The following is a 15,686-nucleotide window of genomic DNA, read 5'->3' on the forward strand; positions in this document are numbered from 1 at the left end:
GTCACTGTTTAGGCCGGATTTGTCGACCTGAAACCAGGCGTGGCCTTTCGGCGGCCCTATAGGGCGTCCATATGCGGATCATGGCGATACGCGGCGAACGCTCGGGAGGTCGGCGCGACCCCATGATGAAGGCTCAACAGGCCGGAACCCTTCAGGACAAGACTGATGGTCCGCCCATGCTGCAGGCGTTGGCCGATCTGTCGCGTCTGGTGGCGCGCTCGGGCGCGTCGCACCTGCGACTAAGGCTGGCGTTCGCCGTCATACTGACATTGGCGGGCAAGGGACTGGGCGTGCTGGCGCCCCTTGTGCTGGGTGCGGCGGTCAACAAACTGGCGGCCGGGCAGGGCGCAGCGGTCGCCATGGGCTGGGGTTTTGCCGCCTTCGCCATTGGCTGGACCCTCATTCGTTTTCTGTCGGCCAGCGCGCCGCTTGTGTCCGACGTCGTCTTCGCGCCGGTTCGCGCGGCGGCCCAGCGGGCGACGGCGGCGGAGGCCTTCGCCCATGCCCTGAGCCTTTCGCTGGACTTTCACCAGACCAAGCGGTCCGGCGCCCTGTCGCGGACAATGGACCGGGGTTCGCGCGCGGTGGACTTCCTGCTGCGGATTCTGGCCTTCAACCTTGTGCCCACGGCGGTCGAGTTGGCGCTGGCGGCGGCGGTGCTGGGCGGCAAATATGACTGGCGGTTCGGCGCCGTCGCCGTGGTTGTCGTCGTGATCTACACGGTGGCGACCTTCTCCATGTCCAACTGGCGGCTGGAGCACCGGCGCGTCATGAACGCCGCCGATTCCGAGGCGGCGGGCGTCTCGGTGGACGCCCTGCTGAACTATGAGACGGTCAAGTCGTTCGGCGCAGAGGCGCGGGCGGCTCAGACCTATGATCGGGCGCTGGGCGACTACACCCAGGCCTCGTTGAAGGCGAACACCTCGCTGAACCTGCTGAACGGCATGCAGGCCCTGATCATGAACCTGGGGCTCGGCGTCATGGCCGTGATGGCCGGGTTCGAGGCGGCGGCGGGGCGGATGGGGCCGGGGGATGTGACGGCTGCGGTGCTGATCATGATCTCGCTGTATGCGCCACTGAACATTTTGGGCTTCGCCTATCGCGAAATCCGTCAGTCCTTCATCGACATGGAGGAGATGCTGAAGGTCACGCGCCAGACGCCGCAGGTCGCCGATGCGCCGGACGCCGTGGATCTGCCCCGTCCAGTCGATGCGCGGGGCGCAGCCGTCGAGTTCGAACACGTCGGCTTCCGCCACGACGCCCGCGCAAACGGGCTGGAGGACGTCAGCTTCTACGCCGCGCCGGGCACGACGACGGCTCTGGTCGGCCCCTCAGGCGCGGGCAAATCCACCATCGTCAAGCTGGCGCTGCGTCTGCTGGACCCGCAGGACGGCCGCGTCCTGATCGACGGTCATGACGCGCGACAGGTGACCCAGGCCTCGCTGCGGGCCGCCGTCGCCCTGGTGCCGCAGGACGTGGCCCTGTTCAACGACAGCATCGCCGCCAACATCGCCTTTGCGCGTCCCACCGCCAGCGAGGCCGAGATCTGGGCGGCGGCGGAGGCGGCGGAGCTGTCGGACTTCATCCGTGGTCTGCCTGAAGGCATGGAGACTCGCGTGGGCGAGCGCGGGCTGAAACTGTCGGGCGGCGAGCGTCAGCGCGTCGGCATCGCCCGCGCCCTGTTGGCTGATCCCTGCATCCTGATCCTTGATGAGGCGACCAGCGCCCTGGACAGCCGCACGGAGGCGGCGATCCAGAAGACCCTTCGCCGTGCACGCTCGGGCCGTACGACCCTGGTGGTGGCCCACCGACTTTCCACCGTGGCGGATTCGGATCAGATTCTGGTGCTCAAGGCCGGTCGCATCGTCGAGCGCGGGGCGCACCATGAACTGGTCGCCCGCCAGGGCGGGGAATACGCCGCTCTGTGGCGCAAACAGACGCGCGGCGGAAAGTCGGCTCAGCCCGCCTGATCGCCTGACGACAGCTTGTGCTTCAGAACCTCATGCAGGTTGCTGAGGATGAGGGTGCGCGCCTCAGCGTCCTGCGGCGGCAGGGCCAGCAGCAGTTTCATCGCCTGGGCGTGGACGGTGACAATTCGCCAGTCGAAGCCGCCCTGGCGCGGGGCGGCGTCCAGAAGGTCGCACAAACCCTTGGCGGCTGTGCACAGGTCGTCCATCGCAAACGGGTTGGCCGCGTCGATGATCTGGCTCGATGCGGCGTAGGCCAGGTCCAGACGCACGGCCTCCGGCAGGTCGGGCGATTGGGGCGCCAGAAGCGTGGCGATGCCGTCACCGATGATCGCGCGGGCCTGATCTTTGTGGACCTCAAGATTGGCCGATGCCTTGGCTAGGGCCGAGCCGACGCTGACGCCGCCAGGACGATCGACCATTTCGGCCAGACGCGAGCGGCGTTGGGTATGGGTGATGACAGTCACAGGCTGATACTCCCGCCTTTTCTACCCGTGTTCTTCATGTTGGCGCGGCGTTCCTCGCCCTCCCAGATCTCGTTTCGGAACCGTCTGTCGGGGCCGAAATAGTCTCCGACCTCCAGGAACGGCCGATTGTCCCGAGCGATCCAAAGAATCCGCTCCAGCAACATGCCGGCGCTGAACGGCTTGGTGACGACGAAATTGGCGCCGCAGTCCCGCGCACGCTTCAACTGGGCGCGCTTGATATGGCTGGCTGTCATGATGACAGGGGCGAAGGCGTTGGGATTGGGCGCAGAGCGCCGCAGCCAGTGGACCAGTTCGAACCCGTCGATGTCCGGCATGGCGGTGTCGACGATCAACAGATCGATCGGCGTATCCTGCAGAATCTGCTTGGCTTCGAGGCCCGAGCCCAGGGTGAAGGCGGGGCGGATGCCGAAGCCGGACAAGGCGCTGGAGGTCAGGGTCATGGAGAAGGGCGAATCGTCCACCACCATGGTCACCGCGCCCTCAAGATTGAAGATCGCGCTTTCGCGAAGGGTGTCGCCCAGCATTGTCATGGCCGGTCGCCCGCCTTCATGTCCTCAACCTGCAAAGCTTGGCAGGTTGAGGTGGATAGTCAGTTAACGGTGTTCGTTTTTACAGGGCGCCGATGGCGTAATAGCGCTCGGCGCGCTGCTTCTTGATCTGTTTGGGCGACAGGCTTTCGAAGCTCTTCAATTCTTCCGCCAGCACATTGCCGACGTTGGTCAGGGCCGCCTTGCGGTCGGCGTGGGCGCCGCCCAGGGGTTCTTCGATCAGGCGGTCGACGATCTTCAGATTGATCAGGTCCGGGCCGGTGATCTTCATGGCCATGGCCGCGTCCTTGGCCCGCGTGCCGTCGCGCCACAGGATGCCGGCCGCGCCTTCCGGCGAGATGACCGAATAGATCGAATGCTCCAGCATCAGCACGCGGCTGGCGGCGGCGATGGCGATGGCGCCGCCCGAACCGCCTTCGCCGGTGATGGTGGCGATGGAGGGCACGCCCAGCGTCAGGCACCGCTCGGTCGAGCGGGCGATGGCTTCGGCCTGACCACGCTCTTCGGCACCCAGGCCCGGATAGGCGCCGGCGGTGTCCACGAAGCTGAGGACCGGCAGGCCGAACTGCTCGGCCATGTCCATCAGGCGCACGGCCTTTCGATAGCCTTCAGGCCGCGCCATGCCGAAGTTGTGGGTGATGCGGGTGGCTGTGTCGTGGCCCTTTTCATGACCCATAATCACGACCGGACGGCCCCTGAAACGAGCCAGGCCGCCCAGAATGGCCTGATCGTCGCCGAACTGACGGTCGCCGTGCAACTCGTTCCAGTCGGTGAACAGGGCCTCGACATAGTCGATGAAGTGCGGACGCTGCGGATGGCGCGCGACCTGGGTCTTCATCCAGGGGTCCAGCCCGGCGTAGGTCTTCTTGCGAAGCTGCTCCGCCTTTTTACGCAGGCCTGCGATTTCCGATTCGAACGAGCCCGAGGTTTCGGACAGGGCCGACAGTTCGTCGATCTTGGCTTCCAGATCGGCGATCGGCTTTTCGAAGTCGAGATAGTGCGTGGCCATAAAGGCGTCCGGGAACAGCGGGGCCACAAAGCGCCCCTAGGGAAGGCGGGGGAAACTAAAGAGGTCAGCGCCGCGCGGCAAGCGGGGTTCAGTCATCGCGCGCCAGAGGATGGTTTTGTTGCACGACCTGGGCCAGTCGGTCCGTCGCGACGTGGGTGTAGATTTGGGTGGTGGCGATATCGGCGTGACCCAGCAGGGTCTGGACGACACGCAGGTCGGCGCCGCCTTCCAGCAGATGGGTGGCGAAGGCGTGGCGCAGGACGTGGGGACTGACGCGCGACGGGTCGATTCCAGCGGTGACGGCGGCCTCATCCAGCAGTTGGGCGAAGCGGCGCGGCGTCAGATGGCCGGACCGCCCGGACGAGGGGAACAGCCACGGACTGTCCGGCGCCTCCGGTTTACGCTTGGCGTCGCGGGCGATCAGCCAGGCCTTGACGGCCTCACGCGCGGCGGTGTTCAGCGGGGCCAGCCGTTCCTTGCCGCCCTTGCCGCGCACGATTAGATAGGCGGGATCGCGCCGCACCGCCTCGACCTTCAGTCCCAGCAATTCCGACACGCGCAGCCCTGAGGCGTAGGCCATCTCGACCAGGGCGACAAGACGGAGACCCGCCGCTGCGTCACGGGCGGCGGAGGCGGTCAGCAGGCGGTCGATCTCGTCGCGGCTTAGAACCTTGGGAAGGGAGCGGCCTTGTTTGGGCGCATCCAGCCGACGTGACGGGTCGTCGGTGCGCCAACCCTCGGCCAGAGCGAATCGGTAGAACTGGCGTGCGGCCGACCGTCTGCGCGCGGCAGTGGCGGCGGACAGGCCGCGCCGCGACAGATCGGCGAACCACCCCTCAACCGCTTCAGCATCCGCCTTCATCAGTCCGCCCGCGTCGGACAGCGCCGTCTCCGCGTCGGAAAGGTCGCGATTATAGCCGGACAGGGTATGGGGCGAGGCGTCGCGTTCGACCGCCATCATTTCCAGAAAAGCTTCGATCTGCGGCGTCATTGCGCAATCCATGCCGTGAACGGATGGCGCATGGTCGGGCTTGGTGTAGAGGTTTTCCCGATCATGCCTGCCTGCGCCTTCGCCCTTGCCGTCCTATCGACCGACCGTTCCGCCGGAGCCGCCGGATGAGGCGGCGCGCGAATCCAGGGCCGAGCCGCACCATAGCCCTGGTCGGGCTGATGGGCGTGGGCAAATCGTCGGTGGGGCGCAGGCTGGCCAATCGACTGAAACTGCCCTTCGCCGACGGCGATGTCGAAATCGAATCGGCGGCCGGAATGACGGTGTCCGAGATTTTCGCCGCCCTGGGCGAGGAAGAGTTCCGGGCGGGCGAGGCGCGGGTCATGCGCCGCCTGCTGGAAGGCCCGCCCATCGTGCTGGCGACGGGCGGCGGAGCGATGATGAACGCCGAGACGCGGGCGCTGCTGAAAGAACGCGCCGACACCGTCTGGCTGCGCGCCGACCTGTTGGTCATCGCCGAGCGCGTGGCGCGGCGCGACACCCGCCCCCTGCTGCGGGACAAGGACCCGCTTCAGGTGCTGAGCGCCTTGGCCGAGGCGCGCTATCCCATCTATGGCGAGGCGGATGTGACCGTGGACGTGGGGCAGGGCTCTCACGGACAGGCGGTTGACGCCATTCACAAGCACCTGCGCCGGCACTGGCGGCAGAGGCGTCGTGCGGAGACGAGAAAATGACGACAATCCCGGTCAGCGGCGGGGCCTTTGCGGCCTATGACGTGGTGGTGGGGCGTGGGCTGCTGGCGGAGGTCGGCAAGCATGTCTCGCCTATCGCCAAGGGCCGCACAGTCATCATCACCGACCAGACGGTGGCGGCCATTCATGCCGAGGCGCTGACGGCGTCGCTGACGGCGGCGGGTGTTCGCAGCGAGGTCGTGGCGGTTCCGGCGGGTGAGGGATCGAAGTCTTTTGCTGAACTGGAACGCGTGCTGGATCGCCTGCTGGAGATCGGGCTGGACCGCAAGGATGTGGTCATCGCCCTGGGCGGGGGCGTCGTGGGCGATCTGGCCGGTCTGGCGGCGGCGCTCTACATGCGCGGCATCGATTTCGTGCAGATCCCGACGACCCTGTTGGCGCAGGTGGATTCGTCGGTTGGCGGCAAGACGGCCATCGACACGCCGCGCGGCAAGAATCTGGTCGGCGCCTTCCACCAGCCGCGTCTGGTGCTGGCTGACATCGACGTGCTGGCGACCCTGCCGGAGCGCCAGGTGCGCTCGGGCTGGGCCGAGGTGCTGAAGCACGGGCTGATCTGCGACGCCGACTTCTTCGACTGGCTGGCGGGCGAGGGCGCGGCGGGCGCGTCGGGTGATCCGGCCGCGCTGGAGCACGCGGTGATCCGCTCGGTCGAAATCAAGAGCGCCGTAGTCGGTGAGGACGAGAAGGAAGCCGGGCGTCGCGCCTTGCTGAACCTGGGCCACACCTTCGGCCACGCCGTCGAGACGGAAGTGGGCTTTGACGAAGGCGCGCTGGCGCACGGCGAGGCGGTGGCCCTGGGTTGCTGCATGGCCTTCCGCTATTCGGCGCGCGAGGGCCTGTGTTCGGCGGAGGATGTCGCGCGGGTGGAGGCGGTGATCGCGGCGGCGGGTCTGCCGACACGGCTGGCGCAGGCAGGGGCGTTCGAAGCGGACCGGTTGCTGGCCCTGATGGCGGGCGACAAGAAGGCCGAGGGTGGAGCGCTGACCCTGATCCTGGCGCGTGGAATCGGCGACGCCTTCGTCGCCAAGGGCGTCGACACGGCCAAGGTTCGAACCTTCCTGATCGAAGAAGGCGTGACGTCTTCATCTTGAGCGTTTTTCACGGGAGACTGGCCCATGGGCGTCGGTCGGGGGGCGATTACATGTTATCTGGCAAGCGTTTCGCGACTTACAGTCGGCTAAAAATCTGCGCGTGTACCTTATTTGTGTTGGCGATGCTGGTCGGATGCTGCTGGATGCTATTGGAGGTCGGTCAAGGAACCTATGGCGGACGACGCAGCCCGGCGACGGTGGTGCTCACATTGGTCCCGGCCATGCTAGGATGCGCGGTGTTGTGCGCTGTGGCCATACCCATCTGGTGAAAAGCCTTACCGAAGAGGCCGCCCTTTTCAGCGAGAATGGCGCGTTGCGAATCCGGGGGTTGAGGAATGTGGTCGTCCCGCTCGCTGAGATTGCTTCGGTCAGCAGAAGTTCGAGCGATCCCGGGCGCATCGTTATCGAGGGCGCGGGAGGACGGCGATATTTCTTTAGATCGTCCTTAATGAGAGAACGGTCGCAAGATATTGTGGCGGCGTTTTCGACCTTCCTGATCGAAGAAGGCGCATCCTGATGCAGATCGCCACGACGGTGCTGGAAGACCGATTCGTCCGGCTGGAGCCCTTCACCGACGCGCTGCGTGACGAGGTGCGTGTAGCGCTGGACTGCGACCCCGCCGCCTGGGAGATCATGGTCACGGCAGCGCACGGCGAGCATTTCGACGGCTGGTGGGCTTCGGCTCTCGCGGCCATGCGGGCCGGGACGCGGATCGCCTATGCGGTGCGGCGTTTGTCGGATGGCGTGATCGTCGGCACGACCAGCATCTATGAGATCAATCCCGCCTATCGCCGGTGCGAGATCGGCTCAACCTTCTATCGCCCTGAGGCGCGCGGCGGCCCGATCAACCCGGCCTGCAAATGCCTGCTGCTGGGTCACGCCTTCGGCTCAGGCGCGATCCGGGTCGAGATCATCACCGACGCCATCAACCCGCAGAGCCAGGCCGCGATCCTGAAATTGGGCGCAAAGGCCGAGGGCGTGCTGCGTCGGCACAAGATCACGTGGAAGGGCCGCGCGCGCGATACGGCGGTGTTCTCGATCCTGGATGACGAATGGCCGACCGCGCGGGATCGTTTGGATCACCGATTGGCAGGATTCTAGGTCCAATCGACATTCAGTGCGCCGCCCTCCTAATTCGTCATTCCGGGGCGAAGCGAAGCGAAGAACCCGGAACCCAGGGCCACAATCGCTTGGCTAAAGGCGTTCGACGTCAGATGCACGTCTCCTGGGTTGGCTGCTACGCGCCGCCCTTCGGGTCCGGGTTCGTCCTTTGGACGCCCCGGAATGACGGTTCGAGGCTAAATGTCGATTGGACCTAATCCACCGCGCGGCATTGGGTCGGCTGGCGTCCTTCGACGGACCAGGTGGCCAGAACGCCCTTGCCGCGCAGTTCGACGTTGGAGGCGCGGTACCAGATGCCGTCGGCGGCGCGTTCCTGGAACAGGTCGACCGCTTCGCCGGATGAGTTGCGGACGGTGGCCATCTGGCGCGGATTGTCGAAATCGACCGACAGACGTTCGCCGTTGTCGCACAGGTAAACCGTGTGGACGACGCGGTTCAGGGTGCGGTCCTGGATCTCGGCGCCCGTGCGCTGGCGGGCGGTCTGTGCGTCGATGGCGCGTTGCTTGACCTCGTCGCCGGTGCGCGGCGCCTGGTTCGGATTGGGGCCGCACGCCGCCAGAAGACTGAGAACGGCAAGGCCGCTGAGCGCGACTGACGATGGCAGGCCCGACTTCGACAAGGCGATCTCCTCATGGCGACGGCGCCGCTTGGCGCCGCGTCTTAACGTGCGCCCCTTGCAGCCGTTCCCCGCCTTTGACGGAAGAAGGCCTTGAGCAGGCTGGACGATTCCTCGCTCAGAAGACCTGAGTCCGTCGTGGGACGCCAGTGGCATGTGGGCTGTTCGAACAGGCGCGGGCCGTGGATGACAGCGCCGCCCTTGGGATCGTCGGCCGCCCAGACGACGCGGCCGATGCGGGCGTGGCTGATGGCGCCCGCACACATGGCGCACGGCTCCAGCGTCACATAGAGCGTCAGATTGGTGAGACGGTAGTTCTCCATCGCCGTCGCTGCGCGGCGCATGGCCACGATCTCTGCGTGTGCTGTGGGGTCGTGGGCTGCAATCGGACCATTGGCGCCGGTCGAAATTACCTCACCTGAGGCAGGATCGACAAGAATTGCACCTACTGGCACCTCTCCTGCGTCTGCCGCCGCTTGCGCTTGGTCCAGCGCCATGCGCATGAACCGCTCATCATGGTCCGCCATACAGACGACAACGACAAGAAGCCCCGCGCCCGTCAAGACGAACGGTCGCCTCGGCCCTTTAAATCCTCCGGTCCCCGCAAGAGCGGTGACGGGACGAAATCCTTTGGCGACAAGCCACGCAGCCCTCGCGACGACGGCCCAAAGCGTTTTGGCGACAAGCCGAACCGGGCAGGGGCGGGCGACCGTCCTCGCGCCGACAGGGGCGCAGGCCGGGACGGCAAGCCGTCCACGACGCCGGAAACCCCGCTGCGCGCCGAGCGAATCGCCAAGGCGATGGCCCGCGCCGGAATCGCCTCACGCCGTGAGGTCGAACGCCTGATTGGTCTGGGCAAGGTGGCGGTCAACGGCCGCATCCTGGACACGCCCGCGACCCTGGTGACACGCGATGACGTGATCACCGTGGACGGCAAGCCCATCGGCTCGACCCAATCCACCCGCGTGTGGCGCTATCACAAGCCTGCGGGCCTGCTGACCAGCCATAACGACCCGGCGGGACGTCCGACGGTGTTCGACGCCCTGCCTGCGGGTCTGCCGCGCGTGATCTCGGTCGGACGACTGGACCTCGCGACCGAAGGCCTGCTGCTGCTGACCAACGACGGCGAACTGAGCCGTGCGCTGGAGCTGCCTTCGACGGCGCTGGTGCGCCAGTACCGCGCCCGCGCGCGCGGCAAGATCACCCAGGCGCAGCTGGATGCGCTGAAGGAAGGCGTCGTCGTGGACGGCGTGTCCTATGGGCCAATCGAGGCCACACTGGACAAGGCCAAGGAAAGCAAGGCCGACGACGGTCGTGCGCCCGCCAACCTGTGGATCTCGGTCTCGATCACCGAGGGCAAGAACCGCGAAGTCCGCAAGGTGCTGGAATCGGTCGGCCTGACGGTCAATCGCCTGATCCGCCTGGCCTATGGCCCGTTCCGTCTGGACGTGCTGCCGATCGGCTCGGTCGAGGAAGTCGGCCCGCGCGTGATCCGCGAACTGCTGGGCGACTATATCCGCCCCGAGAACCTGCCGACCGGCAACACGGTCGAGACGCCTGCGCCCATCCCCGGTCGCCGGATCTCGACGCCTATCGTCAAGGGGCGCTCGGGCTCGGCCATGTCGGACCCGTCGCGTAAGCCCAGCCGCGTCCGCGCCGCCGAAACCGCCCAGGCTGATGCCGTCGAGCGCCGCGAGCGCCCGCCGAAGAAGGAAGGCTGGGCCAAGGCGGCGCCCAAGACCAGCCACCCCAAGCGCACCTTCAAGCCGCGCGAGGGCGCGCCGACCGACGGCGAACGTCCAGCGCGCAGCTTCCGCCCGCGCGAAGACGGCGACCGCCCCGCGCGCGCCTATGCGCCGCGTGAGGATGGCGACCGTCCGGCTCGCGCTTTCAAACCCCGTGAGGGCGCACCGTCGCGCGGCGGCGATGGTCCCAAGCGGGAATACAAGCCGCGCACGGCCGGGCCTGACGGCGGCAAGCGCGACTTCAAGCCACGCAGCGGCGGATTCGGCGCCGGCGCATCGAGCGGCCGCGACACCCGCCCCCCACGCAGCGGCGGCGGCAAGCCTGCAGGGCCTTCGGGGACCAGCGGGCGTGGACCGGGCGGCAAGCCCCGCACCCCGCGCTAAGGCCGGTCGGAGGATCTGACGGATGGATACGGCTTCTGACGCGTCGGTCGCTGGTCGCTGCCTGTGCGGCGGCGTGCGCTTCACCGCCACGCCCAAGGGCGGCATGCACGCCTGCCACTGCGAGGCCTGCCGCAAGATTTCCGGCGGGGTGTCGCTGAGCGTCGATTGCGGCGACAGCGTCGTCGTCGAGGGCGAGGTCGCATCCTATGCCTCGTCGGAATGGGCGGAGCGTCAGTTCTGCCCGACCTGCGGCTCGGGCCTGTTCTGGCGTCTGCGGGCCGGCGGCATGACCATGGTGTCGGTCCAGGCCTTCGACGACCCCGGCGCCTTCGTGTTCGAGGACGAGGTCTGCATCGACCGCAAGCCCGGCAACTATGCGATGGCGGGCGACCGTCCACGCATCACCGAGGCCCAACTGATGGCGATGTATGCGCCGTCGGACGTCTGATCCATGCGCATCGTCGCGGGATCGCTGAAGGGCCGGGCCATTGTCGCGCCGGAGGGGCGCAACACTCGCCCCACGTCCGACCGGGCGCGGCAGGCTGTGTTCAATGTGCTGGAACATGCGTCCTGGGCAGAGCCCCTGCGCGGCGCGCGGGTCATCGACCTGTACGCCGGTTCGGGCGCGCTGGGTTTCGAGGCCGTCAGCCGCGGCGCGGCCTTCTGCCTGTTTGTCGAGATTGAAGACGAGGCGCGCGGCGCCATTCGCGAGAACGCCGACGCCTATGGCCTGATGGGGCGCACGCGCGTGCATCGGCGCAGCGCCACGGACCTGGGCGTGCGTCCAGGCTCGGCGGGCGAGGCGTTCGACATCGCCTTCCTCGATCCACCCTACGCCAAGGGGCTGGGCGAACAGACGCTGCTGCGCCTGACCGAAGGCAATTGGCTGAAGCCCGGCGCCATCGTGGTGTTCGAGCGCGGCTCGGACGAGCCCGACATCGACACGCCCGGCTATGAGCGGTTGGACGCACGCGACTATGGCGCCGCGCGCGTCCTGTTCCTCAGGGCCCTAGAAGCCTCGCGCTGAGGTGCGGTTGTCCAGTTGGCTGCGCAGGCGGCTCAGGCCGTCGCGATTGACCACATAGGGACCGCCGCCGCGCGACATGATCACGCGTTTGCGTTTCAGGCTGCGCCACATGGTCAGATCACAGCCGTCCAGCACCCAGCCTTCGCGGGTGAAGCAGCGGGCGGCGATGATGCGGCCCTGATCGTCGCGCTCCAGCAGGATGCGTCCGCCCTGGGCCAGGGCGTGAAGCGTGCGTTGTTCCGCACGGGAGATGTTCATTTCAGTATTGTCCGGGACAGGCGTCGTCATGCGCCCGGCGTCGATCATTCAGACGCGGGGCGTAGCGTGCGGCCTCAGACGGTTTTCAGCGTCCGGGCCTCAGGCCGTGAACACATTCTCAGACATGAAAGTCCCAACAGGTGAGGGGCCAGCCTAGCCAGACGCGGCAAAGGTTTCAATCCGTGCGCGACGCATCGGACAGGGCGGACAGCGCCTCCTCATACGCCGCCATCCGCTGTCGGCAGCGCCGGGCGTGGCGCAGGTACAGACCGATGCAGATGACAAGAAAGACGCCAAAACCCAGCATCATTCCCGCATCGCCGCCTGGCGAGCCTGGCAGCAGGGTCTGGACCACCGCCAGGAAAACCATCGCCGCGATGCTGATCGCCACCCCCGCCCAGGCCCAGCGATAACCGGTGCGGGCCTGGGCGATGGCCGAGCGCAGGGCGGCCTGCGGTGTATCGGTCAGAAGGCCGGGATCGCCGCGCCGGGACCACAGGGTCATGGCCAGCGCGAATCCGATGAAGCCCAGCGCCACGAACGCCGCCGACCACGGCAGACCCCGCGCCCAGCTGCTCCAGATCACGACGGCGACCACCGCGACGCCGCCCGCGATTTCGCCTGCGAAGTTCAGCCGCGCAAGACGGTCGCGTCTTTGCAGATCGCGGATCAGGCCGGGGGCCAGCGCCGGTTCGTCGACGGCGGGCGCGGTCCAGGCCTGGGTCAGGTCGGACCAGTCGTCTTTGGGATCGGTCATGGGCGAACCTCCGGGGCGGGGGCGGCGGGATTGAGCGCCTCGCGCAGGGCGGCCTTGGCGCGGGTCAGGCGGATGGAGACGGCGTTGGCGTTCAGGTCCAGCATCTCGGCGATCTCTGCGGGGGCGAAACCCTCCAGCGTCAACAGGGCGGGTTGGCGCAGCGACAGGGGCAGGGCGCGCACCGCCTGCTCCAGCCGTTGGTGCATGTCGCGCGTCTCGGCGGCGTCATGGGGCGTGGGCTCGCTGCTGGGCGCACCCTCGTCCAGAGGCTGGCGGCGGGGTTCGGCCGCCTCGCGCGCCACATGGGTGACGGCGCGGTTATGGGCCACGCGGGCGATGAAGGCGCGCAGCGGCGCCTCGCCCCGGTGTTTGGGCACGGCGCGCCAGACGGCCAGCAGGATCTCCTGCTCCAGTTCGCGGCGGCGCTCGCGATCCGCCTCATAGCCGGACGCGATCCGGCGCAGCATGGCGCCGTGTTCGCTCAGCAGGGCCTCAAAACTCTGGTCGCGTCCCAAGCGCGGCGCTCTCCGTGAAATCGCTGGTGGGGAAATCGTCGGTCGGGATGAAAGACTCAGCAGATCGCCGAGACTTTCACCTCAGGCGTCGAAAAACCAAAGGAGTTCGCCATGACGATTGAAACCGGAACCTCAGGCAAGGCCAAATCCGGCGTGCTGACGCGCGGCAAGGGCTTCCTGAAGGTGCTGGCGGCGCTGCTGCTGGTCGCGGCGGTGTGCGCCTGGATCGCGCTGGGGATCGGGCTTTATCTGGACGTGGATCGCGGGGCGCGGATCACCCTGGCGATCGTGGCGGCGGTGTCGACCGAGGCGCTGCTCTGGACCGTGGCGGCCCTGCTGGGCGTGTCGGTGGTCGAGGCCCGCAAGCGCATCTGGCGGCGCATCACCGGCCGCGCAGCTTGAGCGCCAGGTTCCGGGCCGCCTGCGTGACCTCGTCCCAGGTGACGTCGAAACCGTCGTCGTCGCCAAAATAGGGGTCGGCCACCGCCTGACCCTCGCGGCCCGGCACATGGTCCAGCAGCAGGCTGAGTTCGGCGGTCGCATCTGCGGGCGCAATGCGGCGCAGATTGGCCAGATTGTCGCGGTCGAGGGCGATGATGTGGGTGAAGCGTCGGAAGTCCGCAGGCTTCACCTGCCGCCCCTGATAGCCGGAAATATCGACCCCATGCCTGTGCGCCACGGCCTGAGCGCGCGGATCGGGCGCCTCGCCGATGTGCCAGCCGCCCGTGCCTGCGGAATCCACGATCAGATCCATCCGCAACCGCTGCGCCTCAGCCCGCAGCGCCGCCTCCGCCAGAGGCGAGCGACAGATGTTGCCGAGACAGACGAAGAGGATGGAGGGCATGAGTTTCTCACCGAATGGTCTGCAGCATTGCTAGGAACTGACCGATGATACACCTGCTGATACAGCGGATGTCATGGTCCGTTCAGACGCGGCGGAAGTTGGCGTCAAGCGTTGCAATCCTCAGTGGCTCTTCGCACACTTTAGTATGCCTGATTCGCCGTCACCGACCTCTGATCCTTATGCTGACATTTGGGCAGATGACCTGTTTTCGCGCCGAGCCGATGCCGACATGCTTGCGGCCTATATAGAGAGCATTGCGGGGCGTCCCAGCCTTCGAGAGGATCACAAGGGTTTCACGATATCGGTCGACGCCGAATACGGCACTGGCAAGTCATTCTTCTTGAAGCGATTTGCTCGCCATCTCAGCGTAAATCATTCGGTGGCCTTTGTAGATGCTTGGTCTGATGACCTTGCCGATGATCCACTGACCGCGATAGCTGCAACGTTGAAGAAAGCCCTAGATCCACTGTCCAAGAAGGATAAAGTCGTTGCTGAAGCTATGCATTTGGTCACGAGCAAAGTTGGGGCTGTTGCAAAGATAGTCGGTAAGGGAATTGCCAAAAAAGTCATAGCATTGGCGATAACAGAGTCTGTGGCTGGCGAACTATTGGAATGTGTTGGCGTTGATGGTCAACGAGGTGCCGAAGATGACCTTAAGGACGTTGCATCAGTCCTTGGCGACGGGATCGTAGATGGTCTTTCTCAAAAATCACCGAAAAAACTCATGGCGGATAGAATCGCCAGTTTTGAGCTAGGTCAAACCGCAATCAGAGATCTCAAAGAAAGCTTGGCTCATTTGGTCAAGGTGTCAGGTAACTCGGAATTGCGTTCGCCTATCGTGGTAATTATCGATGAGTTGGATCGATGTAGGCCGCCGTACGCGATAAAACTTCTCGAAGAGCTAAAGCATCTATTCGACGTTCCTGGCGTAGTGTTTGTTCTTGGATTGAATTCGAGCCAGCTGTCGAAATCAATAAAAGCCGCGTACGGTTCGGAGTTTGATGGTGTATCTTATCTGCGTAGATTTATTGACAGGCAGTATACATTAAAAGCGCCAAATCTTAGGCCGCTAGTATCATATATCAACAGTAATATGTTGTTAGATCTATCTCGTCTGGAAATGCCCGATGTGAGAATCGATGGTGAATTAACTAGAAATGTAAACCCAGACGCTATTATCTCGCATTACATGGAATTATACGGATTGAGCGCAAGATCCGCATATTCTGTGGGGGATTTGCTTCAGACGTGCATGGCTGTTGTGAGGGGGCAGGCGTTGTTTGCTCCTGTGCTGCTTCCGTATGTGGTGGCAAAGGCTTTGCATGTGCCGGTTCACGCGTTGATGCCTCAAGTTTCGACTAAGTTGGAAATCGCGTTCTATTCTGGAGGATTCAATGGTACGTACGATTACATGTCAGCGAACGATTACTTTGTTCAGGTGAGCGATGTTCTACATTTAGATCATAACAAGTTGTTTGGTCTGGTGAATAGTGGAGATCGTATAGCTAGTAGTATAAGTAATTATTTGTTCAATAGGGATCGGAGTGACATGTCTAGTCCAGCAAACTATTCTCGCCTGATGGAGGTGGTGGGGCGATTTTCCTAGGCCGTTTG

At 65.4% G+C, this 15,686-nt stretch carries 19 protein-coding genes; 9 read left to right on the top strand and 10 right to left on the bottom strand.

Translation table 11 applies throughout. The annotated features are described in order from the left end of the window. The first annotated feature begins 125 nt into the window (after positions 1-125). Positions 126-1,970, top strand: coding sequence for an ABCB family ABC transporter ATP-binding protein/permease (locus KWG56_RS03650; protein WP_244999723.1), 1,845 nt, complete (start codon positions 126-128; stop codon positions 1,968-1,970). Here the strand turns inward: KWG56_RS03650 and KWG56_RS03655 are convergent. The 4 genes from KWG56_RS03655 to KWG56_RS03670 all read right to left on the bottom strand — a co-directional run bounded on the left by KWG56_RS03655 (position 1,958) and on the right by KWG56_RS03670 (position 5,003). Then, positions 1,958-2,434, bottom strand: a complete 477-nt coding sequence (locus KWG56_RS03655) for a chemotaxis protein CheE (protein ID WP_219353766.1) — start codon at positions 2,432-2,434, stop codon at positions 1,958-1,960. The genes KWG56_RS03650 and KWG56_RS03655 overlap by 13 nt on opposite strands. Next, complete coding sequence (locus tag KWG56_RS03660) at positions 2,431-2,985, bottom strand: response regulator (RefSeq protein ID WP_219353767.1); 555 nt, start codon at positions 2,983-2,985, stop codon at positions 2,431-2,433. Before KWG56_RS03660 ends, KWG56_RS03655 begins: the two co-directional genes overlap by 4 nt. 79 nt (positions 2,986-3,064) lie before the next feature. Further along, on the bottom strand, positions 3,065-4,012 hold the full coding sequence (locus tag KWG56_RS03665; protein ID WP_219355396.1) for an acetyl-CoA carboxylase carboxyltransferase subunit alpha: 948 nt from the start codon (positions 4,010-4,012) through the stop codon (positions 3,065-3,067). Between the two features lie 88 nt (positions 4,013-4,100). After that, the gene (locus tag KWG56_RS03670; protein ID WP_219353768.1) at positions 4,101-5,003 is read right to left on the bottom strand and encodes a tyrosine recombinase; all 903 of its coding nucleotides are present in this window, start codon (positions 5,001-5,003) and stop codon (positions 4,101-4,103) included. Between the two features lie 125 nt (positions 5,004-5,128). On the opposite strand from KWG56_RS03670, the gene KWG56_RS03675 reads away from it, so the two are divergent. From KWG56_RS03675 to KWG56_RS03685, 3 genes are all read left to right on the top strand, one after another. After that, on the top strand, positions 5,129-5,695 hold the full coding sequence (locus KWG56_RS03675) for a shikimate kinase (protein WP_219353769.1): 567 nt from the start codon (positions 5,129-5,131) through the stop codon (positions 5,693-5,695). Then, complete coding sequence (gene aroB, locus KWG56_RS03680; protein WP_219353770.1) at positions 5,692-6,804, top strand: 3-dehydroquinate synthase; 1,113 nt, start codon at positions 5,692-5,694, stop codon at positions 6,802-6,804. Before KWG56_RS03675 ends, aroB begins: the two co-directional genes overlap by 4 nt. A gap of 516 nt (positions 6,805-7,320) precedes the next feature. Beyond that, positions 7,321-7,905 carry a GNAT family N-acetyltransferase gene (locus KWG56_RS03685; protein WP_219353771.1) on the top strand — a complete coding sequence of 195 codons (585 nt, stop codon included), beginning with the start codon at positions 7,321-7,323 and terminating at the stop codon, positions 7,903-7,905. Between the two features lie 214 nt (positions 7,906-8,119). Here KWG56_RS03685 and KWG56_RS03690 read toward each other — a convergent pair whose 3' ends face one another. Together KWG56_RS03690 and tadA are read right to left on the bottom strand one after the other, a co-directional pair. Further along, complete coding sequence (locus KWG56_RS03690; RefSeq protein ID WP_236261426.1) at positions 8,120-8,545, bottom strand: MliC family protein; 426 nt, start codon at positions 8,543-8,545, stop codon at positions 8,120-8,122. Positions 8,546-8,586: 41 nt separating this feature from the next. Beyond that, positions 8,587-9,045, bottom strand: coding sequence for a tRNA adenosine(34) deaminase TadA (tadA, locus tag KWG56_RS03695; protein WP_219355397.1), 459 nt, complete (start codon positions 9,043-9,045; stop codon positions 8,587-8,589). 12 nt (positions 9,046-9,057) lie between these two features. Between tadA and KWG56_RS03700 the strand changes: the two genes are divergently transcribed. The 3 genes from KWG56_RS03700 to rsmD are packed head-to-tail and all read left to right on the top strand — an operon-like array spanning position 9,058 to position 11,698. Continuing rightward, positions 9,058-10,671, top strand: a complete 1,614-nt coding sequence (locus tag KWG56_RS03700) for a pseudouridine synthase (RefSeq protein WP_219353772.1) — start codon at positions 9,058-9,060, stop codon at positions 10,669-10,671. 22 nt (positions 10,672-10,693) lie between these two features. Continuing rightward, positions 10,694-11,119, top strand: a complete 426-nt coding sequence (locus KWG56_RS03705) for a GFA family protein (RefSeq protein ID WP_244999620.1) — start codon at positions 10,694-10,696, stop codon at positions 11,117-11,119. Between the two features lie 3 nt (positions 11,120-11,122). Then, complete coding sequence (gene rsmD, locus KWG56_RS03710) at positions 11,123-11,698, top strand: 16S rRNA (guanine(966)-N(2))-methyltransferase RsmD (RefSeq protein WP_219353773.1); 576 nt, start codon at positions 11,123-11,125, stop codon at positions 11,696-11,698. On the opposite strand, the gene KWG56_RS03715 is transcribed toward rsmD, so the two are convergent. The 3 genes from KWG56_RS03715 to KWG56_RS03725 all read right to left on the bottom strand — a co-directional run bounded on the left by KWG56_RS03715 (position 11,681) and on the right by KWG56_RS03725 (position 13,228). Then, complete coding sequence (locus tag KWG56_RS03715; protein ID WP_201100732.1) at positions 11,681-11,956, bottom strand: YjhX family toxin; 276 nt, start codon at positions 11,954-11,956, stop codon at positions 11,681-11,683. The genes rsmD and KWG56_RS03715 overlap by 18 nt on opposite strands. 175 nt (positions 11,957-12,131) lie before the next feature. Beyond that, the gene (locus tag KWG56_RS03720; protein ID WP_219353774.1) at positions 12,132-12,713 is read right to left on the bottom strand and encodes a hypothetical protein; all 582 of its coding nucleotides are present in this window, start codon (positions 12,711-12,713) and stop codon (positions 12,132-12,134) included. Continuing rightward, a complete protein-coding gene (locus tag KWG56_RS03725) occupies positions 12,710-13,228 on the bottom strand; it encodes an RNA polymerase sigma factor (RefSeq protein WP_219353775.1) in 519 nt (172 codons plus the stop codon). Before KWG56_RS03725 ends, KWG56_RS03720 begins: the two co-directional genes overlap by 4 nt. A 111-nt stretch (positions 13,229-13,339) precedes the next feature. Here KWG56_RS03725 and KWG56_RS03730 point away from each other — a divergent pair, with 111 nt between their 5' ends. Further along, on the top strand, positions 13,340-13,630 hold the full coding sequence (locus KWG56_RS03730) for a hypothetical protein (RefSeq protein ID WP_219353776.1): 291 nt from the start codon (positions 13,340-13,342) through the stop codon (positions 13,628-13,630). On the opposite strand, the gene KWG56_RS03735 is transcribed toward KWG56_RS03730, so the two are convergent. Further along, positions 13,611-14,072: a low molecular weight protein-tyrosine-phosphatase gene (locus KWG56_RS03735; RefSeq protein WP_219353777.1), complete on the bottom strand. Its 462-nt coding sequence runs from the start codon at positions 14,070-14,072 to the stop codon at positions 13,611-13,613. The two genes, KWG56_RS03730 and KWG56_RS03735, sit on opposite strands and share 20 nt — an antisense overlap. A 73-nt stretch (positions 14,073-14,145) precedes the next feature. Between KWG56_RS03735 and KWG56_RS03740 the strand changes: the two genes are divergently transcribed. Next, entirely contained in the window at positions 14,146-15,678 is a 1,533-nt protein-coding gene (locus tag KWG56_RS03740) for a KAP family P-loop NTPase fold protein (RefSeq protein ID WP_219353778.1), read from the top strand. Positions 15,679-15,686 lie beyond the last annotated feature (8 nt).

This window comes from Brevundimonas nasdae, from assembly GCF_019395145.1.
GTDB classification, from domain to species: Bacteria; Pseudomonadota; Alphaproteobacteria; order Caulobacterales; family Caulobacteraceae; genus Brevundimonas; species Brevundimonas nasdae.